Below are 24,217 nucleotides of genomic sequence, written 5' to 3' on the forward strand. Positions count from 1 at the left end.
GGTCGGTGAATCCCCGTTCCAGCGACGCGGGGGCGAGTCGCCAGGGAGGTATGCGCCATGAGCAACCCGACCGAGCGCGAGATCGTCGTCGGCGTGGACGGTTCCTCATCGTCGAAGGCGGCGCTGCAGTGGGCCGTCGGCCAGGCCGCGCTCACCGGTGCCCGGGTGCGCGCCGTGGTGGCGTGGGAGTTCCCCGCCTTCTACAGCTGGGAGGGCGGCCCGATGCCGCCCGAGGAGTTCGAGCAGACCGCCCGCAAGGGCCTCAACGACGTGGTCGACGAGGTCGAGCGCGAGACCGACCAGCCGGTGCGGATCGACCGGGAGATCATGCACGGCCACTCCGCGCAGGTGCTGCTCGACGCCGCCAGGAACGCCGAGCTGCTGGTCGTCGGAAGCCGCGGGCACGGCAGCTTCTACGGTGTGCTGCTCGGATCGGTGAGCCAGCGGTGCGCGCAGCACGCCGAGTGCCCGGTGGTGATCGTCCGCACGTGAGCGAGCGGCGGGCTCACTCGCGCCAGCTCTCCGCCAGCGACAGCGACGCGCGCCAGAGGACGTCGTAGGCGTCCTCCGGTTCCAGGCCGCGCTTGCCGATCAGGACGTCGGCCGCACGGGTGATCACGTCGCTGCTGCGCAGTGGCTCGCCGATGGCGGCGTGCTCGGGATCCTGCTCCCCCACCGCGTCCAGGGCGACCGCGCCGTGGGCTGCCAGCACGAGCACCACGTCGGGGTCGGCGGCCGCCAGCCCCCTGGGCTCGGTCGAGCACACGGTGAGCGCCGCGTGCCGATCCGTTCCGGTGGCCAGGAAAACGCCCGCCGCGAGCACGCTGCGGACCCCGTGCCGGGCCGCCTGCTCCCCGAACCGGTCCCACGACGGTTCGACGGCGACGTCGGTGCTGTAGGAGAGGCCGGTGCCGTCGGCTCGCGTGGCGTCGGCGACCGGTCCTTCAGCGCTCTCCTGCTGGAGGGCGTCGAGCTCGCCCACCTTCGCGTCGGTCTGCGCGGCGGTGGAGAGGTTCCCGCCTGCCTCTCGCACCGTCAGGCCCGCCATCGCCGCGCCGGGTACGGTCACCGCCGCCACGTCGACCACGAGCTGCAGAACCCCGGCCACCGAGCCGACCGCGAACAGGTCGCGTCCCAGGTCGGCGAACTGCCGCGCCAGCGGCGACCAGAGCTGCTCGCGGGTGTCGGCGACCTGCGGCCACCGGGCGGTGCCGGAGTCGCGCTCCCCGAAGTGCCGCGCGAATCGCCGTCGGTCGGCGAGGTCCGGCTCGGTGTCCACCTCACCGAGTTACCCAGCGGCGCGCGGCCCCAACCGCGGACCGATTCCGGTTGCCCGCCAACCGATCGCGCTCATCCGGCCGGACGGTGCCCGAGGCGCTCCGACAGCAGCCGGGCGCCCTCGCAGGCAAGTTCGCGCAGGCCGGGCTCGGTCTCGTCGTTCCAGCGCAGGATGGGCGCCGAGATGCTCAGCGCGGCCACCACCTCGCCGGACTGGTCGCGCACCGGGGCCGCCACGCATGCCACCGCGTCGTTGGACTCGCAGTACTCCCGCGCGACTCCCCCGTCGGCGGCGATGGCGTCGAGCTCGCGGCGCAGCGCCCTGCGGTTGCTGATGCTGTTGGCGGTCATCGCGGCGAGCCGGACGTTGGCGTAGAGCTCGTCGAGCCGGGGCCGTGGCAGGGCCGCCAGCAGCACCTTGCCGACCGCGGTGCAGTGGGCGGGCAGCCGTTTGCCGACCGCCGAGACCATCCGCACCGGGTGGCTGCTGTCGACCTTGGCGACGTAGAAGACGTCGGTGCCGTCCAGCACGCCGATGTGGACGGTCTCGCTGCACCGCTCGGCGACGGTCTCGGCCACGACGCGCCCTTCGCGGGCGAGGTCGAGCCGCTCGGCGTAGGCGGAGCCGAGCTGGAAGCCGCGCACGCCGAGGCGGAACCGGTTGCTGCCCGCGCCCGCCGGGGTCAGGTAGCCGCGCTCGGCGAGGGTGCCGACGAGCTCGTGCACCGTCGTGCGGGGCAGGCCCAGCTTCGCGGTGATCTCCGGCGCGCTCAGCTCGTGCTCGTCGAGGAAGAGCTCCAGGACGTCGAATGCGCGTTCCACCGCGGGTACCGCTCGTGCCACCGAGACGCTCCTCACTGGCGCCGGCCACCGCCGGCGTCGCTGTCCGGTATTTCGAACATGGTATCGGCGGACGGATGGCACGGCTTGACCGGCATGCGCGGACCTACCTACGATCACCGAACAATGTCCGATATTTCGAACGGAGGCGGTTCGTGCGCGCCACCCGGGAGTTCCTGCGTTCGGCCGGCCTGCCCGGCGGCGATCCGGACGCACCCGCCACCAGCAGGAAGCGATTCCCCGACGGATCCCAGTACCGGGTCGAGATCCCGAGCGTGGAGGGTCCCGACGTGCTGGAGGCGGTGCTGGCCGAGGCCGCGGCGCGGCGGGTGGTGGTCCACCGCGTCTCGCAGGGCAGCGGCGGCATGCTGCTCACCGACGGCGAACTGCGCGCGATGGCGGTGACGGCCGTCGACGCCGCCGTGGAGCTGAGCCTGTTCGCCCGCCCGGTGGCGGCGTGGGACACCTCGGCGCTGTCGACGGCCCCGGGCGGCGGGCCGGTCGCCGCGCAGGCGCGCGGGACAGAGCAACTGGTGCACGCGCTGGAGGACGTGCGGCGCACCGCCGAGGCCGGCATCCGCAGCGTGCTGATCACCGATCTCGGGGTGCTCTCGGTCGCATCGAGGATGCGCGAGGCCGGTGAGCTGCCCGCCGGCATGCGGTTCAAGATCAGCGTCCAGATGGGACTGGCGAACCCGGCATCCATCCGCATCGCCGAGGACCTCGGCGCCGACTCCTACAACGTGCCGACCGACTTCACCCTCCCGCAGCTCGCGGCCGTCCGCGCCGCGACCGACCTGCCGCTGGACGTCTACGTCGAGGCGCCCGACGACATGGGCGGCTTCGTGCGGCACTACGAGATCGCCGAGATCGTGCGCGTCGCGGCGCCGGTGTACGTCAAGTTCGGACTCCGCAACGCGCCGAACATCTACCCGAGCGGCCTGCACCTGACGCCCACCGCGGTCGCGCTGGGGCGGGAGCGGGTACGCCGGGCACGCATCGGCCTGGACCTGTTGCACCGGTACGCACCGGACGCCGTGGCCTCGACGTTGCCCGCCGAAGGTCTGGCCGTCCCGGTGCGCTGAGGTTTCTTCTTCACGGCAGTGCCAGGTGTTGATCGGCACGAGGTGGGGCCGCCGCGACGTTCTCAGCCACGCCGAACCGAACGTCATCGAGGATGAGAAGGTACGACACCGCCACGATGAAGGGGGCGATGCGTTGACGCACTCGAGCACGACTCGCCTTCGCGTCGCCGCCTACGTCATCCGACGCACCGGAACCGGCCCTCAGCTCCTCGTCTTCGACCAGGTCGGCGTCCCCGCGGCCGGTACCCAGATACCCGCTGGTGGCGTCGAACCGGGTGAAGCCCTGTCCGACGCGGTGGTCCGCGAGATCGCCGAGGAGACCGGCCTGACCGACGTCACCCTCGTCGCTGAACTCGGCGCGGAAGACAAGCCCCATCCCGAAACCGGGCAGCCCCGTCATACCACCTACTTCCACGTGCACGTGCCGTCCTGCGGCCGGAGCAGCTGGATTCACCGCGTCCGTGCGGCCGGCCAGGACAACGGCCTGCGGTTCGCCTGCCGGTTCACGGCCCTGCCGCTGTCGGCGCACCTGGCCGACCACCAGGACGTCTTCCTCGACCGCATCGCCCCCGCATGGGCCACGACCACACACCGCAGCCGGTGACGAAGCCCGCTCGACAAGCACAACCGCGATGGAAACGGTTCACCGAGCCGCTCGTGGCGCACCTTCGTCCACTGTGGTCGCGCGGTCGATCATGACCGCCGCCACCGTCGCGTTGGTGGACTCGTCGATGAGCACTCCGCCACCGGTGAACCGGTTGTGGGCGTACGGATCGCAGTGCACCGGCTCGTCGAGCCGGAGGCCGGCGCCTCCGATGTCGTTGAGCGCCAGCTCGTCGGCGGGTTCGCGGCGCAACGTCGTGACGTCCAGGCGGTGGTGCAGGTCGGTGACGGTCGCCCGGACGGTCTTGGTCGTGTGCTTCAGCAGCAGCCGCGAGCCGGGCTTCATGGCCCGTCCGGCCGACATCCAGCAGACCGTCGCGTCCAGGCGGTCCGACGCCACGGGCGGGGATTCGACGGCGCAGAGCAGGTCGCCCCGGTGCACCTCGACGTCGTCGGCGAGGCGCACGGTCACCGACAGCGGCGCGGCCGCATGCCGAACCGGGCCGTCGGGCGAATCGAGCGCCGCGATCCGCGTGCGCGTCCCGGACGGAAGGTGCAACATCTCCTGGCCCTCCATCGCCACCCCGGCGGCCAGTTGCCCGGCGCAGCCGGTGTAGCCGCCGACCGCTCGGATCACGTACTGCACGGGCAGCCGCAACGGACCGTCGTCGGCTGTCCTCGTGGCCACGGTTTCAAGGTGTTCCAGCAGCGTGGGCCCCTCGTACCAGGGCATGGCGGGCGAGGGGTCCACGACGTTGTCCCCGTGCAACGCCGCGATCGGGATCGCGGTGACCGCGCCGAGTCCGATGCGCTCGGCCCGGTCGCCGAAGTCCTCGGCGATCCGCTCGAACACCGACCGGTCGTAGCCGGCCAGGTCCATCTTGTTCACCGCCAGCACCACGTGGCGCACCCGCAGGAGACCGGCCAGCACCGCGTGCCGGTGGCTCTGCTCGGTCAGCCCGTGGCGGGCGTCGGCGAGCACGATCGCCAGGTCCGCCGTGGACGCTCCGGTCACCATGTTGCGGGTGTACTGCGCGTGTCCCGGCGTGTCGGCGATGATGAACGCGCGCCGCGCTGTCTCGAAGTAGCGATGCGCCACGTCGATCGTGATGCCCTGCTCCCGCTCGGCGCGCAGCCCGTCGGTGAGCATCGCCAGGTCGAGGTGCTCGTCGCCGCGTTCCAGGCTCGCCTGCCGCACCGCGTCGAGCTGGTCGGCCAGCAGCGAGCGCGAGTCGTGCAGCAGCCTGCCGATCAGCGTGCTCTTGCCGTCGTCGACGGCCCCGGCCGTGGCGAAGCGCAGCAGCCCGGAGGCCGGCAGCGAGGTCGCGGTGGTCGTGCTCATCAGAAGTAGCCCTCCCGCTTGCGGTCCTCCATGGCCGCGGCGCCCGCGCGGTCGTCGGCGCGGGTCTGGCCGCGCTCGGTCACCGGGGTCGCGGCGATCTCGGCGATGACCTCGGCGACGGTGCCCGCCCGCGACGGCACCGCCCCGGTGCAGGTCATGTCCCCGACAGTGCGGAAGCGCACCGAACGCTCCACCAGCGCCTCCTCGGGTGACCGGTCGACGAACCGGCTGTCGGCCAGCAGCATCCCGTCGCGTTCGAAGACCTTGCGCATGTGGGCGAAGTACAGCGACGGCAGCTCGATCCCGTCGCGCTCGACGTAGGCCCACACGTCGCGTTCGGTCCAGTTCGACAGCGGAAACGCCCGGACGTGTTCGCCCGGACGCACCCGCCCGTTGTAGAGGTTCCACAGCTCCGGGCGCTGGTTGCGCGGGTCCCACTGCCCGAAGGCGTCGCGGAAGGACAGCACCCGTTCCTTGGCCCGCGCCCGTTCCTCGTCGCGGCGGGCACCGCCGAACAACGCGTCGAAGCCGTGCTCGGCGATCGTGTCGAGCAGGGTGACCGTCTGCGCTCGGTTGCGGCTCGGCCACCGCCCGGCGGGTTCGGCGACCCGGCCCGCGTCGATCGAGTCCTGCACCGAGCCGACCACCAGCCGCACCCCGAGCTCGCCGACCCGCCGGTCGCGGAACTCGATCACCTCGTCGAAGTTGTGCCCGGTGTCGACGTGCAGCACCGGGAACGGGATCGGCGCGGGCCGGAACGCCTTCTCTGCCAGCCGGAGCAGCACCGCGGAGTCCTTGCCCCCGGAGAACAGCAGCGCCGGGCGGTCGAGCTCCGCGGCGACCTCCCGCAGGACGTGCACCGCCTCGGCCTCCAGCACCGCCAGCCTGTCCGCTTCCGGCATCACGCCTCCCCCGCCCGCTCCAGCCTCGACAGTTCGGCCAGCAGCCGCTCCGCCAGCGCGGGACGGCACACCACCAGGTCCGGCAGCCACGGGTCGGGCCGGTTGTAGACCAGCTCCGAGCCGTCCAGCCTCGAGGTGTGCATCCCGGCGGCCCTGGCCACCGCGACCGGTGCGGCGCTGTCCCACTCGTACTGGCCGCCCGCGTGGACGTAGGCGTCGACATCGCCGAGCACGACCGCGGCGATCTTCGCCCCGGCCGACCCCAGCGGCACCGTCACCGCGCCGAGGGCCTCGGCCAGCGCCTCGACGAACACGGGCGGGCGGGTCCGGCTCACCGCGATGCGGGGCCGCTCGCCGCCGGAGTCGAAATGCCGCGGCGGGTCGGCGGTGCTCAGCACCACGTCCCGGGCGGGCAGGGCCACCGCCCCGGCGACCAGCCCGGGGCCCTGCGCCAGCGCGACGTGCACCGCCCAGTCCTGCCGGTCCCCTTCGCCGAACTCCCTGGTGCCGTCGAGGGGATCGACGATCCAGGTGCGGCCGTCCGGCCGCCGCGGCGGGCCTGCGGTGCCGTGCTCGGAAAGGACCGTGTCGGCGGGGCGCTGCTCGGTCAGCTCCGCCAGGAGCAGTTCGTGGGCTCCCCGGTCCCCCTCCTCGCCCAGCGCCTTCGGGTCGGCCGGGTCGCCGCGCCCGCGCAGGTCGACGAGGTGGCGGCCCGCCGCCTCGGCCAGCCGCGCCGCCAGCACGTGGTCGTTGTCGGTCAACTTCGTCCTCCTTCGTCTCCCACCCGCGCCGGGGTGGGTTGGCCGGCCCGCAGCACCGCGGCCGCGGCACCGGCGGCGGCCACGGCGGGCACCACCGCGACGGCCACCGGCACCCCGAGCAGCACGAGTCCGGTCAGGATCAGCATCGTGCCCAGCGCCACCCTGATCGGGACGTCCGGCGTCCGGGCCGAGAGCACCGCGCCGGCCAGCACCCCCGGCACCGACCCTGCCAGCAGCGAGGCGACCAGGCCCGGGTCGACGTCGCCGACCAGCAGGTGCCCGCCCGCCGCGACCAGCACCAGCGGCACGGCCTGCACCAGGTCGGTGCCGACCAGCCGGGCGGAGGTCAGGCGCCGCTGGAGCAGCAGCAGGCAGACGATCACGATCGAGCCGGAGCCGACCGAGGTCGTGCCCACGACCAGTCCGGCCACCGCGCCGAGCGCGACGGTGGCCACCGGCCGGGCGCGCGGGTGCTCCCAGGGGTGCGGCGGACGCATCCGGTCCAGGTACATGCGGACGAACAGCGTCCCGGCCGCGACCACGACGGCCGCGCCCGCCACGATCCTGAGCACGTCCTGGGTCCGCTCGCCCAGCGTTCCGGCCAGCACCGAGCCGATCGCCGCGCACGGCAGCGAGCCGAGGCAGAGCAGTCCCACCAGTCGCAGGTCCACCGTCCGCCTGCGCAGGTGCACCGCGGCGCCGATGGGCTTGGTGACGGCACTGGCGACCAGGTCGGTGGACACCGCCGCCAGCGGAGGGACGCCGAACACCAGCGTCAGCAGTGGCATCGCCAGCGCGCCGCCGCCCATCCCGGTCAGGCCCACGAGCACCCCGGTGAGCAGGCCGGTGGCCGTCACGCCTAGGTCCACGGTCGCACCCAGCCCCGCTGCCGCAGCAGCGCGAGCACCTGCCCGACGCAGTCCCGCACCGGCAGGCGCGAGGTGTCGAGCACCAGGTCGGCGTCCTCCGGCGACTCGTACGGCGCGGAGACCCCGGTGAACTCGGGGAGGTCCCCGCTGCGCGCCCGCGCGTAGAGGCCCTTGCGGTCGCGCCGCTCGCACTCCGTCAGCGGTGTCGCGACATGCACCAGCAGGAACTCCCCGACCTCTCCGACGCGGGCACGCACCTCGGCCCGGTCGGCGTCGTAGGGCGCGATGGGCGCGCAGATGGCCACGCCGCCGTGCCGGGTGACCTCGGCCGCCACCCACCCGATGCGGCGCACGTTGCGGCTGCGGTCCTCGGCGGAGAACCCGAGCCCCGCGCACAGCGACCGGCGCACCACGTCGCCGTCGAGCAGCGTGACCTCGCGGGCGTCGCATCGGGTGAGCTCGTCGCGCAGCTCCCTGGCCAGCGTCGACTTGCCCGCCCCGGACAGCCCGGTGAAGAAGACGGTGAAGCCGCGCCGGTGCAGCGGCGGGGACAACCGGGACCATTCGCGCGCGACCGGCTCGGAGGCGAACCAGCCCGGCAACTCGTCCCCGGCCGCCAGCCGCTCGCTCAGCTCGTCCTCGCCGAGCCCGGGACGCCGCCGGGCCGCGGGCACGTCCGCGGCCGGGCGCCAGCGGTCCGCTTCGTCCCGGGCCATCTCCGGCGGTTCCACCACCCGGATGGGCGCGTGTTCCACAACGTCCTCGCTCAGCAGGTGCGTCGCGCCGTAGGCGGCGGCGACGTGGGCAGCCAGCAGTTCGTCCCGCTTACCGTCGCCGTGGGAACGCAACGGGACCGGCACGACCGTGGTGCCTTCGGGCAGTTCGGCCATCGCCGCGAAGGTGGCCCGCACCAGCGCCTGCGGTCTCGGGCCGGTGAGCCGCGGCAGGAGCAGGACCGTCGCACCGAGCTCCCCGCACACGTGCCGGATCTGCGCCAGGCGCCTGCGGTCCAGCGGGTGCCGCGGCACCAGCCCCAGCACCGGCCCCGGGGGCAGGCCCGCGCGGACGACCGGGGCCGGTGGCCGCAGCGTGCGCAGCGTCCGGCCCCTTTCGGCGCTCGCCGCCCGCACCGGACCCGCCAGGTAGGCCGCCCTTTCGTCCCACCACGGCGACACGTTGTCGACGACGGCGACCGGAGCGCCCTCTTCGTCGCGCAGCTCGACCCGTTCGTGGCGCGCGAGGTCGTCGGGGACTTCCAGCACGATCGGCACCGGCCACCGGGTGCCGTCGGGCAGCTCGCCCGCAGTGCGCACCGACTCCGCCGCTCCGGCATCCAGAAACCCGCGCAGGCAAGGGAAAGCGCCATCGAGCAGAAGCTCCACATCGGACAGTTCGGCGGGATCGGGCACCCACACCGGACAGTCGGACTCCGTCGCGTTCGCGCTCACGTGCACCTCTGGTCGGCCGTTGCTCTGCGATAGGACCAGACCACCCTGTCCGACGGATCCGGCGCCGGAGAACCCCGCTGACCACTTCTCGCCAACCGGCGCGGCACCGCGCCCCGCGCGCCATCGCGGCAGTGGAACGGAAACGTGAAATCCGGCAATCCCGCTTCGAGTCCACTATGGATCACCGTTATGCGGCATTGACGATCGGTGAACCGGGCGACAAGGTGTGAACACCTCGTCGTGAGACCCGCGAAGGAGCCGAGAATGGCAGCGCACGTCCTCCCCCACGACCGCGTCGGAAACGGCGACCATGCGGTGCTGGTCGTGCACGGCTGGTTCGGTGACCGGACCAGCTTCGCCCCGGTGCGGGCCCACCTCAACCGGTCGGCGCACTCCTACGTCTTCGTCGACCTGCGCGGCTACGGCGAAGCCGTCGACGTCGCGGGCGAGAACACCGTCGGCGAGGCCGCGGACGACCTGCTGGCCACGGCGGACTCGCTGGGGCTGGAGCGGTTCTCGCTCGTCGGGCACTCGATGGGCGGCATGATCGCCCAGCACGTCCTGCTGAAGGCCCCCGATCGGGTGCGCAGGCTGGTCGGCATCTCGCCGGTTCCCGCCTCCGGCGTTCCGTTCGACGAGCAGACCTGGGAGCTGTTCGCCGGTGCGGCCGAGCGCCCGCAGAACCGCAGGGCGATCATCGACAGCACCTCCGGCAACCGGCTTCCGGACACCTGGCTGGACGCGATGACCCGCCGCTCGGTCGAGCACACCGACACCCGCGCGTTCCGGCGGATCCTGGACTCCTGGTCGGGAACCGACATCCACCAGGAGGTCGAGGGCAACCCGACACCGGTCCTGGTGTGCGCCGGAGCGCACGACAAGTCGCTGACGCCCGAGGTGATGAAGGCGACCTGGCTGCAGTGGTACCCCAACGCCGAGCTGGAGGTCTACGCCGACGCGGGCCACTACGCGCCCGACGAGGTGCCGCTGGCCCTGGTCGCCCGCATCGAGGCGTTCCTGGCGTCGTGACCGCGACCGAGGTCCCCGACGTCTTCGACCCGCGCCGGTACGCCTCGGGCATCCCGCACGCCGACTTCGCCTGGTTGCGCGCGAACGCGCCGGTGAGCTGGCAACCCGAGCACGCGATCGGCGACTGGCCCGCGGGACCGGGGTTCTGGGCGGTGACCGGATACGACGACGTGGTCCGGGTGCTGCGTTCGCCCGGCGAGTTCTCGTCGTGGCTCGGTGCCACCCAGATCCGCGACCCCGCGCCCGCGGACCTGCCGTTCATCCGGCGGATGATGCTCAACCTCGACCCGCCCGAACACGGCAAGCTGCGCCGCATCGTCAGCCGGGCGTTCACACCCCGCCGCGTCGACCGGTTCCGGGCGGAGGTGGCGGCAAGGGCACGGCGGCTGGTCGACGCGGTGGCAGAGCGCGGGGAGTGCGACGTGCCGCCGGATCTCACCGACGACTTCCCGCTGCTGAACCTCGCCGACCTGATGGGCGTGCCGGAGGCGGACCGGCGGATGCTGCTGGAGTGGACCAACCGGATCATCGGATACCAGGACCCGGAGCATTCCGAGGTGGTCCGCGACGCCGACGGGCGCCCGCTGAACCCGCGCTCGCCCGCGATGCTCGCCGACATGTTCGGCTACGCCCGGGAACTCGCCGCGCACAAGCGCCGCCACCCCGCCGACGACCTGATGACCGCGCTGGCCACCGCCGAGGTCGACGGCAGGCGCCTGTCCGGAACCGAGCTCGAGATGTTCTTCTTCCTGCTGTCGGTCGCGGGCAACGACACCGTTCGCAGCGCCCTGCCCGGCGGCCTGCGCGCGTTCGCCGAACACCCCGGCCAGCACCGGCTGCTGCTGGAATCACCGGAGCTGCTCGAACGGGCCATCGAGGAGACGCTGCGCTACCACCCGCCGGTGCTCAGCTTCCGCCGGACCGCCACCACCGGCGTCGAGCTGGCCGGGCAGGCGATCCCGGCGGGCGCCAAGGTCGTGGTGTTCCACTGCTCGGCGAACTTCGACCCGGCGCGCTTCGACGACCCGCTGCGCTTCGACATCCGCCGCGACCCGAACGAACAGCTCTCGTTCGGCACCGGACCGCACGTGTGCCTCGGCGCCCACTTCGCACGGCTGCAACTGCGGGCGTTCTACTCCGAGGCCCTGTGGCGGTTGCGCGACCTGCACGTGACCGGGCCGGTGCGGCACCTGGTGTCGAACTTCATCAACGGCATCAAGCATCTGCCGGTGGGTTTCACCGCGGTCCGCCCGCGCTGATCGGCACCGCCGCCCGCGGCGGGCACCCCTATCCTCGACGGATGGCATCCGACTTGCCGCGGGCGGCGACGGGGGCCGCGGTGGCGTTGCGCTCACCGGAGGGGCGCTGGATCATCGTGGCGACGATCCTGGGCTCGGGCGTGGCCTTCCTCGACGGTTCGGTGGTCAACGTCGCGCTGCCGGCCATCGGCCGCGACGTCGGCGGCGACCTCTCCGTCCTGCAGTGGGTGCTCGACGCCTACCTGCTCACGCTCAGCGCGCTGCTGCTGCTCGGCGGCGCGCTCGGCGACCGCTACGGGCGCAGGCTGGTGTTCAACATCGGACTGGTGGTCTTCACGCTGGCCTCGCTGGCCTGCGGGCTCGCCCCGACCGGCGGCGCGCTGATCGCCGCCCGCCTGGTGCAGGGAATCGGCGGGGCGCTGCTGATCCCCGGCAGCCTGGCGCTGATCAACGCCTCGATCCGCCAGGAGGACCGCGGCCGGGCGGTGGGCACGTGGGCCGGGCTGACCGGTGTCTCCTCGGCGATCGGCCCGTTCGTCGGGGGCTGGCTGGTGGACGCGGTGTCCTGGCGCTGGGTGTTCTACATCAACGTCCCGCTGGCGGCCCTGGCGCTGCTGGTGACCACGCGCCGGGTGCCGGAGAGCCGCAACCCCGGGATGTCGGGCAGGCCGGACCTCGGCGGCGCGGCGGCGGTGACGGCGGGCCTGGCGGGCACCATCTACGCGCTCATCGAGGTCCCGGTACGCGGCTGGGACGGCGTCACCGCGGCCGCGGCGGTCGTCGGAGTGGCTTGCCTCATAACCTTCCCGGTGATCGAGTCCCGCATGGCGGAGCCCCTGATGCCGCTGTCGCTGTTCCGCTCGCGGCAGTTCGCCGGGGCGAACCTGGTCACCTTCACCGTCTACTCGGCGCTCAGCGGTGCGCTGTTCCTGCTGTCGCTCCAGCTCCAGCAGACGCTGGACTACGACGCGCTGCAGGCCGGTATCGCGACCCTGCCGATCACCATCATCATGCTGCTGCTCTCCAGCCGGATGGGTGCGCTGGCGCAGCGCACCGGACCCCGGCTGCCGATGACCGCGGGTCCGCTCGTGTGCGCGGCGGGGCTGGCCCTGATGACGCTGGCGGTGCCGGGAAGCACCTATCTCGGCGGCGTGCTGCCCGGCGTCGGTGTGTTCGGGCTCGGGCTGGCGATCACGGTCGCGCCCCTGACCTCGGCGGTCCTCGGCGCGGTCGACGAACACCACGGCGGTACCGCGTCCGGCGTGAACAACGCGGTGTCCCGGGTCGCGGGCCTGCTCGCGATCGCGGTGCTGCCCCTGGTGGCCGGGCTCACGCACACCGGCGCGGGCGCTCCGCTGGGCGCGGGCTTCGGACGGGCCATGCTGATCTCGGCTGCCCTGTGCGCGCTGGGCGGTGTCCTGGCCTGGTTGACGATCGACCGCGCACGGCGCGTCGAGAACATGCCGGTGCCGGGGCTGAACCACGCGTGCCAGGACCCGTGCACCTGCGCCTACCGCTCCGGCGAGCGGCGCGGGAGCGGTCCCGCGGTCAGCTGATCCGTACCCCCGTCGTCGCCCACCGCCTCACGCGGCCTGCTCGACTTCGTCCATGCGCCGGATCCTGCTCATCCACATCTCGAGCTCGACGAGCTGGCCGTCCAGGATCTCGCTGCCGTACATGTCCGGGCCCGCGCTCAGCACCATCAGCTCCTCCCAGCGGTGGCGCATCTGCTCGGCGAGCTCACGCAGCGTACTCGGTCCCATGCGGCTGCCCCTCTCGTTCGGTCACCCAGGCGAGAGTACGAAGCTGGGACATGTGTTCGGTAAGGCCTAAAGTCACGAGTCCGGTCACTCGGAGATCACCTTCCCCGCACGGCGGGGCTGTGGTCTGATCGAGAAGGTGGGGACGTCCCCCCCCGCTCGACCCGAGGAGGGCGCGGAATGCGAAGAGGCCGGCGGGGGCACCCGTGCGACCCCGACACATCGCGGATCGGCTTGTGGCGCTGCGACGAGTGCGGCCAGCAGTGGGAGATCCACGGCGTGGAGGGCGACGTGCGGGTGCGCAGGGTGAGCAGGGTCGCGCAGTTCTTCATGTGGCTGCTCGGCTGACCGCCCCACCCGGCTGGTGGCGCCCGCGCCCGGACGCGCCGCGGGTGTCTCACGCCCGGCGCCGCGGCATCGAACGTAGCCGCTGCCGTCGCGGCGGACAAGATCGCGGGCCTGCTCCGTCCCGGCATTGCTGCATTCGCGCGCATGTCGGGCGCCGAGCTTGACACCGTTCCGGAAAGCCGATCACGATTCTTTCGTCTCACGCCCGAATTCCGCGCCACCGCAAAGGGAAAACGGCACGGATGCTTGAGGTGGGAGACGCGATGAGCCAGGCCCGCGAGCGGCTGAACGTCGGAATCCTCGGAACCGGGACCATTTTCGGCGCGTACGCGCGGGGACTCTCGCTGTTCCCGCACCTGCCGGTCGTGCGCGTCGCCGACCTCGACCTGGACCGCGCGCGCGACGCCGCGCGGCAGTGGCGCATCCCCGCGTGGGGCACCGGTGAGGAACTGCTCGCCGACGACGAGGTCGACATCGTCGTCAACATCACCCCGCCGTCCGCGCACGCCCGGCTCACCGACGCCGCGTTGCGTGCGGGCAAGCACGTCTACGTCGAGAAGCCGCTCGCGGCGACCATGCGCGAAGCGCTGGACAACCTCGCGACCGCCAAGGAGACCGGGCGCGTGCTCGGCTCGGCACCGGACACCTTCCTCGGCACCGCCGGGCAGACCGCGCGAGCCGCCATCGACGCGGGCCTGATCGGCCGGCCGTTCGCGGGCACCTCGTTCGCCCGGTCGTCGAAGGCCGAGACGTGGCACGCCGACCCGTCGTTCCTGTTCCAGGCAGGTGGCGGTCCGGTGCTGGACTGGGGTCCCTACCACGTCGCCGCGCTGGTCAACCTGCTCGGCCCGGTCGGCCAAGTCGCCGGAGCCACGCTCACCGCCGAAGGCGAGATCGCCGTGACCGCTCCCCGGCGCCGCGTGGAGCGCATCAGCGTCGAGGTCCCCACCCACGCCACCGGCGTGCTGCGGTTCGAGTCCGGCGCGCTGGTGACGACGATGTACAGCTTCGACGTCTGGGACACCGAGCTGCCGCACCTGGAGATCTACGGCACCGAGGGCACCCTGCAACTGCCCGACCCCAACACTTTCGACCAGCCGGTACGCATCAGGCGCCGCACCGACGACGACTGGTCGCAGCTACCCCCGGTGATCGGCCGCACCACCCCCGAGCCGCCCAAGCCGTTCCGCGCGCTGGGCGTGGCCGACCTGGCCGCGCACCTCGAAGGCGACGACCACCGCACCAGCGGCGAGTTCGCCTACCACGTGTGCGAGGTCCTGGACGCGCTGCAGGCCATCACCCTGGACCAGGGACCCGTGGACATCGCCGGCCGGGTCGAGCGTCCGGCACCCGCGCTCGGTGCCCGCCACCTCACCTGATCCTGGCGCCGACCGCTTTCCGGAAGCGGACGGCGCCCACCGGCGGCGCGCGGCGATCACCCTGCGCCACCGGGAAATCCGTTAATGTGATCGGTCGCGCAGCCCACGGAAGGAGTGCACTATGGCCAGGTTCCGGTGGTTCACCCACTCCGTGCCGGACGGCCTCCCCGTGCGCCAGGTCTACGGGTTCCTGTTCGCCTCGGACGGGCGCGTGCTGATCCGCGTCGACGGCGCGAAGCACTCGCTGCCCGGCGGCCGTCCCGAACCCGGTGAGCGCACCTACGCCGACATCCTGCGGCGCGAGACCTACGAAGAGGTCACCGCCGACATCACCGACCCGCACTACCTCGGATACCAGCGGGTCGACGACGGCATCGCCCCCTACGCGCAGGTCCGGATGGTCGCCTCGCTGGCCAAGGTCTACCCACCGGCACCGGACCCGGACAACGGCCGCACCTATCGCCGCCTGCTGGTCCCGCCCGGCCGGGCCGGTGAACTGCTCAACTGGGGCGTCAGCGGCCGCAAGCAGGCGTCGGCGGCGGCAGCGGCGGCGATCGCCGTTCTCGGGCTGCCGCACCACGACCTGCCGGCACCGAGCTACATCTGACCCTCGACCAAGCACCTCCGGCGCCACCCGGGTTCTGCCCCGCATGCCGCGCACAATCGCGGTTTTCCCGCCCGCAGGCACGGGCATGCCCCAGCGCGAACGTTCGCATCGCCGATAGATCGTTCGCACAACGCACAGGGCCGACGCGCGGCAGAGCGTCGACGCCGGCTCCGTGCGCTCTCCCGTACTCGCACGTAGATCGCTCATTGACGTCGTCGTTGAGGACGGCTAACGTCTTGTTCGCATGATGAACCTGTGTTCGTATCGCGTTACGACGGGAGTGACGATGACGGTGCCCGGTTCCCGCGGCTACCTTCGACCCGAGGCGTACGCGCGACCGCGCGGAGCGTGGCGATGAAGGCACTCACCCTGACCTCGGCCCGGCACCTCGAGCAGGTGGACGACTGGCCCGACCCGGAGCCCGGCGAGCACGACGTGGTCGTCGAGATGCTCGGCGTCGGCCTGTGCGGCTCGGATCTGTCGGTGTACGACGGAAAACGCGAGCCGGCCGCGATGCCGTGGATCATCGGTCACGAGGGGTGCGGCCGGATCGTGGAAGTGGGACCGGCCGTGGCCGACCGGTCCGTCGGCGAGCTGGTCGTCGTCGAGCCGAACTACTGCTGCCTGCACTGCCAGTGGTGCCGGCGGGGCCGCACGGCGCAGTGCGACCACCGCGGGATCGTCGGCATCAACCGCCCCGGCCTGCTGTCGCAGTTCGCCGCGGTCCCGGCGCGGTTCGCCTGGCCCGTTCCCGAGCAGTGGCCCGTCGAACGCCTGGTGTGCTTCGAACCGCTGGCCGTCGCCCAGGGCGTCGTCCGCCGCTCCGGTGTGCGGGCCGGGCAGAGCTGCCTCGTGGTCGGCGCCGGCTCGCAGGGGCTGCTCATCTGCCTGAGCCTGCTGGCGGCCGGGGTCACGCCGGCGGTCAGCGAACCCCACCCGGGCCGGCTCGCGCTCGCGGTGTCCCTCGGCGCGGAACCAGCCGACGACCCCGACCGCCGGTACTCCTACGTCTTCGAGTCCTCCGGGGTGGAGCCGGGCTTCCACGACGCGCTGCGCGCCGCGGACAAGACGGCCGTGGTCTCGCTGGTCGGGCAGAACACGGCGCCGTTCCCGGTGGTCACGCAGGACATCGTGCAGCGCCAGCTCACGTTGCTGGGCGCGCTGATCTACGACCACCCGGTCGACTTCGACCACACCAGGACCGCGCTGGGTGACCTCGACCTGGCGCCCGAGCGGATTCTGCGCTCCCGCGCCACGCCCGGCCGCGCCGATGAGGCGCTCGCCGCGGCGCGCGAGATCCCCGGCAAGTCCTGGATCGACCTCTCCGACTGGTCCGCATGAACCCCCGCGCCACCGAGGAGACCCCGATGTCCCACCCCTCGCGCCCGCTCGGCGTCGGCCACCTCACCGCGCTCGGCCTGGCCCCGCCCGAACTGGTCACGACCGCGGCCGAGGCCGGGTTCGGCTTCGTCGGACTGCGCGTGCTGACCGGCAACGGGACGGAACGGCGCTGGCCGGTCGACGTCGGTTCGCCGATGCTGCTCGACACCGTGCGGCGCATGGAGGACACCGGCGTCTCGGTCCTCGACGTGGAGATCGTCGCGCTCAAGCCCGGCACCGCTCCCGCCGACTACGAGCAGGCCCTGGAGGTCGGCGTCCGGCTGGGCGCGCGGTTCCTCAACGTGATGTGCGACGACCCGGACCTCGACCGCGCCGCCGACACCTTCGCCGGTGTCGTGGAGCGCGCCAGGATCTACGGCATCCGCCCGGCGATCGAGCCGATGGCCTACAAGAAGGTGTCGAGCCTGTCGCAGGCGGCCGGCATCGCTCGCCGGTCCGACGGCGGCGGAGTGCTGCTGGACTCGCTGCACCTGCGGCGCTGCGGCGAGACCCTCGACGACGTCCGCGCGGTGGATCCCGCCCTGCTGACCTACGTCCAGATCTCCGACGCGCCGTGGCAGCCCCCGCGACTGACGCGGCCGGCCGAACCGCTGCCGCGCGAGCAGGTGTGCGGCGACGACCCCGCCCAGGTGGAGAGCCTCACCGCGCGACTGCCCGCCGGGGACGGCGAACTGGGCCTGCGCGAGCTGCTCGACGTCCTGCCACCGGACCTCGCCGTCAGCGTCGAGGCTCCGAACCTCGAGCTGATCGAATCGCTCGGACCGCATCGCTTCCTGCGGCACCACCACGACGCGGCACGCGCGCTGCTGCACTCCGGCACGCCCGGTCTCCGCAGCGCGTGACCGCCGCTACACCGGGGCCGACGGCTGCAGGTTCACCTCGGCCTCGATCCGCGAGGCCGTGGCCAGCAACGGCGGCACCACCTCGCGCCGCACGTGGGACTCGTCGGCGCTGTGGGTCTGGAGGGAGACGTTGACCGCCGCCGTGACGCACGCCGTGCGGTCCCGCAGGGGGGCGGCGACGCCGTGCAGGCCCTCCTCCAGCTCGCCGTCGGAGATCGCCCAGCCGCGTTCCCGCACCCGTTCGATCTCGGCGGTGAGCGCTTCCCGCGAGGTGATGGTGCGCGGGGTGAGCGCCCTGAGCTCCATCCCGTCGAGGCGGCGGGCCAGCTCGTCACCGGGGAGCCCGGCGAGCAGCACCTTGCCCATGGACGTGGCGTGCGCCGGGAACCGGGTCCCCACGGTGATGGCCACCGACAGCAGGCGGGAGCTGGGCACCCGGGCCACGTAGTAGATGTCGGTGCCGTCCAGGACCGCGACCGACGTGGTCTCGTGCAGCTCCCCGGCGAGCTGGTGCAGGTGGGGTTCGGCGATCTTGGGCAGCGGCCTGCCGGACAGGAAAGCGTAGCCGAACTCCAGCACGCGCGGCGTCAGCGCGAAGCGCCGCCCTTCCACCCGCAGGTATCCGAGGTCGACCAGCGTGAGCAGGAACCGCCGGGCGCCTGCCCGGGTCAGCCCGGTCGCCGCGGCGACCTCCGACAACGTCAGCTCCGGGTGCTCGGCGGAGAAGGCCCGCAGCACCGAGAGCCCTCGCTCGAAGGACTTGACGAAGTGCTCGCCGCGTTCCTCAGCCATCCGAACCTCTCTCGTGCGCCGGTGCAGGCGTGTCCCGGGTCGGCGGGTCATCGCCGGCAGGGGTGTTCGCATTATGAACTTCCAGCTCGCCCGTCGGCCGAGCAGGTCCGAACCTTGACCGCGGAACACGCCTCGCCCTATCGTGTTCGTATAAAGCACATGTGTTCTCTATGCGCACGGAGGTTGGGGTGGCGCGGATCCTGTCGCTGGAAGAGGCGATCGCGGAACTGGTGCACGACGGCGACACGGTCGCGCTCGAAGGCTTCACACACCTGATCCCGGTTGCCGCCGGGCACGAGATCATCCGCCAGGGGCGCCGGGGCCTGACGTTGTGCCGGATGACGCCCGACATCGTCTACGACCAGATGATCGGTGCGGGCTGCGCGAGCAAGCTCGTGTTCTCCTGGGGCGGCAACCCGGGCGTGGGGTCGCTGCACCGCTTCCGCGACGCCATCCAGAACTCCTGGCCGGTGCCGCTGGAGATCGAGGAGCACAGCCACGCCGGGATGGCCAACCGCTACGTCGCCGGAGCCTCCGGGCTGCCCTTCGCCGTGCTGCGTGGCTACACCGGAACGGACCTGCCCAACCACACCGCGAACATCAAGACCATCGAATGCCCGTTCACCGGGGAGGCGCTGACCGCGGTGCCCGCGCTCAACCCCGACGTCGGGATCGTCCACGCCCAGCAGGCCGACCGCTCCGGCAACGTGCAGATGTGGGGCATCACCGGGGTGCAGAAGGAGACGGTGCTGGCCTCGCGGCGCAGCCTGGTCACCGTCGAGGAGATCGTCGACGAGCTGCGGCCCCGGCCGGGCGCGGTGGTGCTGCCGAAGTGGGCGATCACCGCCGTGGCCGAGGTCCCGGGCGGCGCACATCCTTCCTACGCGCAGGGGTACTCCGAACGCGACAACGCCTACTACCGCGACTGGGATCCCGTCGCCCGCGACCGCGAGGCGTTCGAGAACTGGCTGGGCACCGAGGTGCTGCGAGCGGAGAGGAGCCCCCGATGACCGCGCGGGAGTACACCGCCGACGAGATGATGACGGTGTCTGCGTCCCGGTCGCTGCGCGACGGCACCGCGTGCTTCGTCGGCATCGGCCTGCCGAGCACTGCGGCCAACCTGGCCCGGCGTACCCACGCGCCGGAGCTGGTGCTGATCTACGAGTCGGGCACGCTCGGGGCCAAGCCGGACCGGTTGCCGCTGTCGATCGGCGACGGCGTGCTGGCCGACACCGCCGACTCCGTCGTAGGCGTGCCGGAGATCTTCAACTACTGGCTCCAGCCCGGCCGAATCGAGACCGGCTTCCTCGGCGGTGCCCAGGTGGACCGCTTCGGCAACATCAACACGACGGTGATCGGCGGGGACTACGAGCACCCGAAGGTGCGGCTGCCGGGGGCCGGGGGTGCGCCTGAGATCGCCGCGTCCTGCCGGGAGGTGCTGGTCGTCATGCGCCAGAGCACCCGGGCCTTCGTCGACCGGCTCGACTTCGTCACGTCGGTGGGCTACGGGGACGGACCGGGAAGCCGCGAGCGGCACGGCCTGCGCGGCCGCGGGCCGGTCAAGGTGATCACCGACCTCGGCGTGCTGGAACCGGACCCGCAGACCCTCGAGCTCACCCTGACCAGGCTGAACCCGGGCGTGGAGGTGGACCAGGCGCGCGCGGCGACGGGCTGGCCCCTGCGCGTCGCCGACGAGCTCACCGTCCAGGAACCGCCGACCGGCGAGGAGCTCGACGTCCTGCGGCGGCTCAGGGCCACGATCGAGGAGTAGCCCGCCCGCACCCCGCCGAGGCGCTTCGCGCCCACCGAGCACCAGCCGATGCCACATCGGCCCGAGGAGTCGCCATGACGCAATCCACCCAGTCCCGGTCGGAGTCCGGGCTGATCCTGCCCTCCTACCGGCGCGACGAGGGCTCGCACCCGCCGCTGGACTTCGCCGGGTACGGCTCGACCGCGCTGCGGCACCCCAAGCAGCCGTTGCAGCTGCTCCCCCAGTACCTGACCGAGGTCACCGGGCCACTGCTCGGGCACGATCGGGTCGGCGAGACCGACCACGACCTGACCGTCCAGCACGACGGCGAGCCGCTGGGCGAGCGCATCGTGGTGAGCGGCCGGGTACTGGACTCTGGGGGCAAACCGGTTCCGAACACGCTGGTCGAGCTGTGGCAGGCCAACGCCTCCGGCCGCTACCGGCACTCCGGTGACCGCCACCCCGCTCCGCTGGACCCCAACTTCTCCGGCGTCGGGCGGTGCATGACCGACGGCGACGGCAACTACCGGTTCGTCACGATCAAGCCCGGGGCCTACCCGTGGCGCAACCACGACAACGCGTGGCGTCCGGCGCACCTGCACTTCTCCCTGTTCGGCCAGGCGTTCACCCAGCGCCTGATCACCCAGATGTACTTCCCGGGCGACCCGCTGTTCGGCCAGGACCCCATCTTCAACTCGGTGCGCGACCCGAAGGCCCGGGAGCGGATGATCTCGCGGTTCGACCTGGAGACCACCGTGCCCGAGTGGGCGCTCGGATACCGTTTCGACATCGTGCTGCGGGGCACCGAGGCCAGCGTGTTCGAGGACGAGGAAGAGGACGACGACTGATGGCGGCTGAAAGCCTCGAGACCACGCCGTCGCAGACGGTGGGTCCGTTCTACGCGCTGCCCGACGGCCTGCTGTGGCCGGACGGCCCGGACCTGGTGCCCGAAGGCACCGCAGGCGCCGTCCCGCTGCACGGCCGGGTGCTGGACGGCAACGGCGATCCGGTGCCGGACGCGGTCCTGGAGATCTGGCAGGCCGACGCCGAAGGCCGTTTCGACCACCCGAACGACCCGCGGCCCGGCACGTCGGGCGGGTTCCGCGGCTTCGGGCGGTGCGGGACCGATCCCGAGGGCCGGTTCCGCTTCCGCACGGTCAAGCCCGGGCCGCTGCCCACTCCGGACGGCGCGACCGAGGCACCGCACATCGACGTCACCGTGCTGGCGCGCGGCCTGCTCAACCGCGTCGTCACCCGCGTCTACTTCCCCGACGAGGAGCAGGCCAACGCCACCGACCCCGTCCTGGGCGCGGTGGACGAGGACCGCAGGTCGACGCTGATCGCGGTGGCGGACCAGGACGGCCTGCGCTTCGACATCCGGTTGCAGGGCCCCGGCGAGACCGTCTTCTTCGCGCTCTGAGGAGGCAATCCTTGTTCGGTCCGATGTTCAGCACGCCGGAAGTCACCGCGGCGACCGACCGCACCGCCTGGCTGCAGGCCATGCTGGACTTCGAGGCCGCGCTGGCCGCCGCGCAGGCATCGGCAGGGACCGTGCCCGCCGAGGCCGCCCGCGAGATCGCCCGGCACTGCCGGGCCGAGCTGTTCGACGCCGACTCGATCGCCCGCCGCGCGGCCTCCTCGGCGACACCGGTCATCGCCCTGGTCCGCGACCTGACCGAGCTGGTCGGGCCGTCGGCCGCCGCGCACGTGCACCGGGGAGCGACCAGCCAGGACGTCGTCGACACCGCCGCGATGCTGGTGGTGCGCCGCGCCCTGGAAACGGTCGTCGCCGACCTGCACGAGGTCGCGCGGCAGTGCGAGCGGCTGGCCCGCGAGCACCGGCGGACCGTGATGATCGCGCGGTCGCTGCTCCAGCAGGCGCTGCCCACGACCTTCGGCTGCCGCTGCGCGACCTGGCTGACCGCGGTGCGCGAGGCGACGGCCGCGGTCGAACGGGTGCGCCGGGAGCGCCTCGCCGTGCAGTTCGGCGGGGCGGCGGGAACCCTCGCCTCGCTCGGTGCCGACGGCCCGAAGGTACTCGGGCTGCTGGCGGGTGAGCTTGGTCTGGCCGAGCCGGTCGTGCCGTGGCACACCGACCGCACCCGCGTCGGCGAGCTCGCCGGCGCGCTGGGCACCGTGGCGGGCGTGCTGGGCAAGATCGCGCTCGACGTGAAGCTGCACGCCCAGACCGAGGTCGGCGAGCTGGCCGAGGGTGCGCCCGGCGGGTCCTCGGCGATGCCGCACAAGCGCAACCCGGTCGACGCGGTGCTCGTCTCGGCGGCCACCGAGCGGGTGCCGGGCCTGGTGTCCTCGCTGCTGTCGGCCATGCCGCAGGAGTACGAACGGGCCGCCGGGGCCTGGCAGGCGGAGTGGGAACCGCTCACCGAGCTGCTCGGGCTCGTCGCGTCGGCGGCGTCGCGGACCCGGCACCTGCTGTCGGACCTGCGTGTGGACGCAGACCGCATGGCGGCCAACGTCGAGCTCACCCGCGGCCTGGTGATGGCCGAGAGCGCGGCCGCCGCGCTCACGCCGTCGCTGGGCCGCAACGACGCGCAGGACCTCGTCGGACGACTGTGCCGCCAGTCCGTCGAGCGCGGAACCACCCTGCGCGACGAACTGCTCGAAGACCCCCGCGTGCGGGAGGTGCTCTCGCGCGACGACGTGCTCGGAGCCACCGACCCGTCGGCCTACCTCGGCTCGGCCACCGCGTTCGTGGACCGCGCCCTCGCCGAACAGGAGGAGTGTTGACCGTCCACCACCAGCTGACCGGACCCGAGGACGCCGACGTGGTCGTGCTGTCCAACTCGATCGGCACCGACCTCGCGCTGTGGGACCAGCAGGTACCCGCGCTGGCGCGGCACTTCCGCGTGCTGCGTTACGACCAGCGCGGACACGGCGGGACACCCGCCAAACCCGGTCCGTACGACCTGCGCGACCTCGCCGGTGACGTGCTCGAGCTGCTGGATCACCTCGGCATCGAGCGGGCGCACTTCGCCGGGGTCTCGATCGGCGGCATGACCGGCATGTGGCTGGCCGAGCACGCCGCGGACCGGATCGCGGCGCTGGCGCTGATCTGCACCTCCGCCGAGCTGGGCCCGCGGCAGAACTGGCGCGACCGGGCCGCGCTGGTGCGCGAACAGGGCACCACAGCCGTGGTGGAAGCGTCCTTGCCCAGGTGGTTCACCCCCGCCCTCGCCGAGCGGCCGGACGTCGCCGCCAAGTTCGGCGGGATGCTCGGCGACTGCGACGACGAGGGCTACGCGGGTTGCTGTGAAGCCATCGCGTCCATGGACCTGCTCGCGGGGCTGCCCGGGATCACGGCTCCGACGCTGGTCATCGCGGGTCGCGACGACCCGGCCACTCCCCCGCCGCACGCCGAGCGCATCGCGGCGGCGGTCCCGGGTGCCAGGCTGGAAGTGCTCGACGACGCGGCCCACCTGGCCAACGCCGAGCAGCCGGAGCTGGTCAACGACCTCCTGCTGGACCACTTCACGAGGAGCAGCTGATGCCGCGGGACGCCGACCGCCACGCCCGCGGTATGCGGGTGCGCCGGGAGGTCCTCGGGGACGCCCACGTGGACCGGGCCGTCGAGGGCACCACCGAGTTCACCGCCCCGTTCCAGGAGTTCATCACCCACTACGCCTGGGGTGAGCTGTGGAGCGGCGACGGCGTCGACCGGCCCACGCGCAGCATGCTGACGCTCGCCGTCCTGGCCGCCACCGGCTGCGAGGAGGAGTTCGCGATGCACGTGCGCGCCGCGCGCCGAAACGGGGTGAGCCCGGAGCAGATCCGCGAGACGCTGATGCACGTCGCGGTCTACGCCGGGGTGCCCCGCGCGAACCGTGCCTTCGCGATCGCCAATACGATCGTGCGGGAGGAGACCGGGAGCTGACCGGTCGACGAGCACCGCGAGGAGACGACG

Annotated in this window: 27 protein-coding genes; 18 read left to right on the forward strand and 9 right to left on the reverse strand. The window is 72.7% G+C overall.

Going from position 1 to position 24,217, the window contains the following annotated elements:
- The first annotated feature begins 57 nt into the window (after positions 1 to 57).
- Positions 58 to 492: a universal stress protein gene (locus tag HUO13_RS21200; RefSeq protein ID WP_211896859.1), complete on the forward strand. Its 435-nt coding sequence runs from the start codon at positions 58 to 60 to the stop codon at positions 490 to 492.
- A 13-nt stretch (positions 493 to 505) separates the two neighbouring features.
- Here HUO13_RS21200 and HUO13_RS21205 read toward each other — a convergent pair whose 3' ends face one another.
- Together HUO13_RS21205 and HUO13_RS21210 are read right to left on the reverse strand one after the other, a co-directional pair.
- Complete coding sequence (locus HUO13_RS21205; RefSeq protein ID WP_211896860.1) at positions 506 to 1,279, reverse strand: GAF domain-containing protein; 774 nt, start codon at positions 1,277 to 1,279, stop codon at positions 506 to 508.
- Between the two features lie 71 nt (positions 1,280 to 1,350).
- Positions 1,351 to 2,121, reverse strand: coding sequence for an IclR family transcriptional regulator (locus tag HUO13_RS21210; RefSeq protein WP_211896861.1), 771 nt, complete (start codon positions 2,119 to 2,121; stop codon positions 1,351 to 1,353).
- A 152-nt stretch (positions 2,122 to 2,273) separates the two neighbouring features.
- Here HUO13_RS21210 and HUO13_RS21215 point away from each other — a divergent pair, with 152 nt between their 5' ends.
- Together HUO13_RS21215 and HUO13_RS21220 are read left to right on the forward strand one after the other, a co-directional pair.
- Entirely contained in the window at positions 2,274 to 3,203 is a 930-nt protein-coding gene (locus HUO13_RS21215) for a U32 family peptidase (RefSeq protein ID WP_211896862.1), read from the forward strand.
- 133 nt (positions 3,204 to 3,336) lie between these two features.
- Entirely contained in the window at positions 3,337 to 3,807 is a 471-nt protein-coding gene (locus tag HUO13_RS21220) for an NUDIX hydrolase (RefSeq protein WP_211896863.1), read from the forward strand.
- Positions 3,808 to 3,846: 39 nt separating this feature from the next.
- Here HUO13_RS21220 and HUO13_RS21225 read toward each other — a convergent pair whose 3' ends face one another.
- From HUO13_RS21225 to cysC, 5 genes are read right to left on the reverse strand one after another with little or no spacing between them, the layout of a single operon-like run.
- A complete protein-coding gene (locus HUO13_RS21225; RefSeq protein WP_211896864.1) occupies positions 3,847 to 5,148 on the reverse strand; it encodes a sulfate adenylyltransferase subunit 1 in 1,302 nt (433 codons plus the stop codon).
- Positions 5,148 to 6,050 (reverse strand): sulfate adenylyltransferase subunit CysD, encoded by a 903-nt coding sequence (gene cysD / locus HUO13_RS21230; RefSeq protein WP_211896865.1) that lies wholly within the window; start codon positions 6,048 to 6,050, stop codon positions 5,148 to 5,150. The genes HUO13_RS21225 and cysD overlap by 1 nt, the downstream gene beginning before the upstream one ends.
- Positions 6,050 to 6,811, reverse strand: a complete 762-nt coding sequence (locus HUO13_RS21235; protein WP_211896866.1) for a 3'(2'),5'-bisphosphate nucleotidase CysQ — start codon at positions 6,809 to 6,811, stop codon at positions 6,050 to 6,052. Before HUO13_RS21235 ends, cysD begins: the two co-directional genes overlap by 1 nt.
- Complete coding sequence (locus tag HUO13_RS21240) at positions 6,808 to 7,668, reverse strand: sulfite exporter TauE/SafE family protein (RefSeq protein ID WP_249123915.1); 861 nt, start codon at positions 7,666 to 7,668, stop codon at positions 6,808 to 6,810. Before HUO13_RS21240 ends, HUO13_RS21235 begins: the two co-directional genes overlap by 4 nt.
- Before the next feature lie 2 nt (positions 7,669 to 7,670).
- A complete protein-coding gene (gene cysC, locus HUO13_RS21245; RefSeq protein WP_249123916.1) occupies positions 7,671 to 9,128 on the reverse strand; it encodes an adenylyl-sulfate kinase in 1,458 nt (485 codons plus the stop codon).
- 264 nt (positions 9,129 to 9,392) lie between these two features.
- Here cysC and HUO13_RS21250 point away from each other — a divergent pair, with 264 nt between their 5' ends.
- From HUO13_RS21250 to HUO13_RS21260, 3 genes are read left to right on the forward strand one after another with little or no spacing between them, the layout of a single operon-like run.
- Entirely contained in the window at positions 9,393 to 10,157 is a 765-nt protein-coding gene (locus tag HUO13_RS21250; protein ID WP_211896869.1) for an alpha/beta fold hydrolase, read from the forward strand.
- Complete coding sequence (locus HUO13_RS21255; RefSeq protein WP_211896870.1) at positions 10,154 to 11,416, forward strand: cytochrome P450; 1,263 nt, start codon at positions 10,154 to 10,156, stop codon at positions 11,414 to 11,416. Before HUO13_RS21250 ends, HUO13_RS21255 begins: the two co-directional genes overlap by 4 nt.
- Positions 11,417 to 11,457: 41 nt before the next feature.
- Positions 11,458 to 12,972 carry an MFS transporter gene (locus tag HUO13_RS21260; RefSeq protein ID WP_249123917.1) on the forward strand — a complete coding sequence of 505 codons (1,515 nt, stop codon included), beginning with the start codon at positions 11,458 to 11,460 and terminating at the stop codon, positions 12,970 to 12,972.
- Between the two features lie 27 nt (positions 12,973 to 12,999).
- Here HUO13_RS21260 and HUO13_RS21265 read toward each other — a convergent pair whose 3' ends face one another.
- Entirely contained in the window at positions 13,000 to 13,179 is a 180-nt protein-coding gene (locus HUO13_RS21265) for a hypothetical protein (protein WP_211896871.1), read from the reverse strand.
- Positions 13,180 to 13,356: 177 nt separating this feature from the next.
- Here HUO13_RS21265 and HUO13_RS21270 point away from each other — a divergent pair, with 177 nt between their 5' ends.
- From HUO13_RS21270 to HUO13_RS21290, 5 genes are all read left to right on the forward strand, one after another.
- Positions 13,357 to 13,524, forward strand: a complete 168-nt coding sequence (locus HUO13_RS21270) for a hypothetical protein (protein WP_211896872.1) — start codon at positions 13,357 to 13,359, stop codon at positions 13,522 to 13,524.
- A 242-nt stretch (positions 13,525 to 13,766) separates the two neighbouring features.
- A complete protein-coding gene (locus HUO13_RS21275) occupies positions 13,767 to 14,903 on the forward strand; it encodes a Gfo/Idh/MocA family protein (RefSeq protein WP_211896873.1) in 1,137 nt (378 codons plus the stop codon).
- A 121-nt stretch (positions 14,904 to 15,024) separates the two neighbouring features.
- Positions 15,025 to 15,510: an NUDIX hydrolase gene (locus HUO13_RS21280; protein WP_211896874.1), complete on the forward strand. Its 486-nt coding sequence runs from the start codon at positions 15,025 to 15,027 to the stop codon at positions 15,508 to 15,510.
- A 354-nt stretch (positions 15,511 to 15,864) separates the two neighbouring features.
- Entirely contained in the window at positions 15,865 to 16,851 is a 987-nt protein-coding gene (locus HUO13_RS21285; RefSeq protein ID WP_211896875.1) for a zinc-dependent alcohol dehydrogenase, read from the forward strand.
- Positions 16,852 to 16,877: 26 nt separating this feature from the next.
- Positions 16,878 to 17,753, forward strand: a complete 876-nt coding sequence (locus HUO13_RS21290; RefSeq protein WP_249123918.1) for a sugar phosphate isomerase/epimerase family protein — start codon at positions 16,878 to 16,880, stop codon at positions 17,751 to 17,753.
- A gap of 6 nt (positions 17,754 to 17,759) precedes the next feature.
- Here HUO13_RS21290 and HUO13_RS21295 read toward each other — a convergent pair whose 3' ends face one another.
- Positions 17,760 to 18,545, reverse strand: coding sequence for an IclR family transcriptional regulator domain-containing protein (locus tag HUO13_RS21295; RefSeq protein ID WP_211896877.1), 786 nt, complete (start codon positions 18,543 to 18,545; stop codon positions 17,760 to 17,762).
- A 188-nt stretch (positions 18,546 to 18,733) separates the two neighbouring features.
- Between HUO13_RS21295 and HUO13_RS21300 the strand changes: the two genes are divergently transcribed.
- The 7 genes from HUO13_RS21300 (at position 18,734) to pcaC (ending at position 24,187) form a co-directional block, all read left to right on the forward strand.
- Entirely contained in the window at positions 18,734 to 19,555 is an 822-nt protein-coding gene (locus tag HUO13_RS21300; protein ID WP_211903030.1) for a CoA transferase subunit A, read from the forward strand.
- Positions 19,552 to 20,316 carry a CoA-transferase subunit beta gene (locus tag HUO13_RS21305; RefSeq protein WP_211896878.1) on the forward strand — a complete coding sequence of 255 codons (765 nt, stop codon included), beginning with the start codon at positions 19,552 to 19,554 and terminating at the stop codon, positions 20,314 to 20,316. The genes HUO13_RS21300 and HUO13_RS21305 overlap by 4 nt, the downstream gene beginning before the upstream one ends.
- Before the next feature lie 74 nt (positions 20,317 to 20,390).
- Positions 20,391 to 21,143 (forward strand): protocatechuate 3,4-dioxygenase subunit beta, encoded by a 753-nt coding sequence (pcaH, locus tag HUO13_RS21310; RefSeq protein WP_211896879.1) that lies wholly within the window; start codon positions 20,391 to 20,393, stop codon positions 21,141 to 21,143.
- On the forward strand, positions 21,143 to 21,715 hold the full coding sequence (gene pcaG / locus HUO13_RS21315) for a protocatechuate 3,4-dioxygenase subunit alpha (RefSeq protein WP_211896880.1): 573 nt from the start codon (positions 21,143 to 21,145) through the stop codon (positions 21,713 to 21,715). The genes pcaH and pcaG overlap by 1 nt, the downstream gene beginning before the upstream one ends.
- Positions 21,716 to 21,726: 11 nt before the next feature.
- Complete coding sequence (gene pcaB, locus HUO13_RS21320; RefSeq protein ID WP_211896881.1) at positions 21,727 to 23,043, forward strand: 3-carboxy-cis,cis-muconate cycloisomerase; 1,317 nt, start codon at positions 21,727 to 21,729, stop codon at positions 23,041 to 23,043.
- Positions 23,040 to 23,801, forward strand: a complete 762-nt coding sequence (gene pcaD / locus HUO13_RS21325) for a 3-oxoadipate enol-lactonase (protein ID WP_211896882.1) — start codon at positions 23,040 to 23,042, stop codon at positions 23,799 to 23,801. The genes pcaB and pcaD overlap by 4 nt, the downstream gene beginning before the upstream one ends.
- The gene (gene pcaC, locus HUO13_RS21330; RefSeq protein WP_211896883.1) at positions 23,801 to 24,187 is read left to right on the forward strand and encodes a 4-carboxymuconolactone decarboxylase; all 387 of its coding nucleotides are present in this window, start codon (positions 23,801 to 23,803) and stop codon (positions 24,185 to 24,187) included. Before pcaD ends, pcaC begins: the two co-directional genes overlap by 1 nt.
- Positions 24,188 to 24,217 lie beyond the last annotated feature (30 nt).

This window comes from Saccharopolyspora erythraea, from assembly GCF_018141105.1.
GTDB lineage: Bacteria > Actinomycetota > Actinomycetes > Mycobacteriales > Pseudonocardiaceae > Saccharopolyspora_D > Saccharopolyspora_D erythraea_A.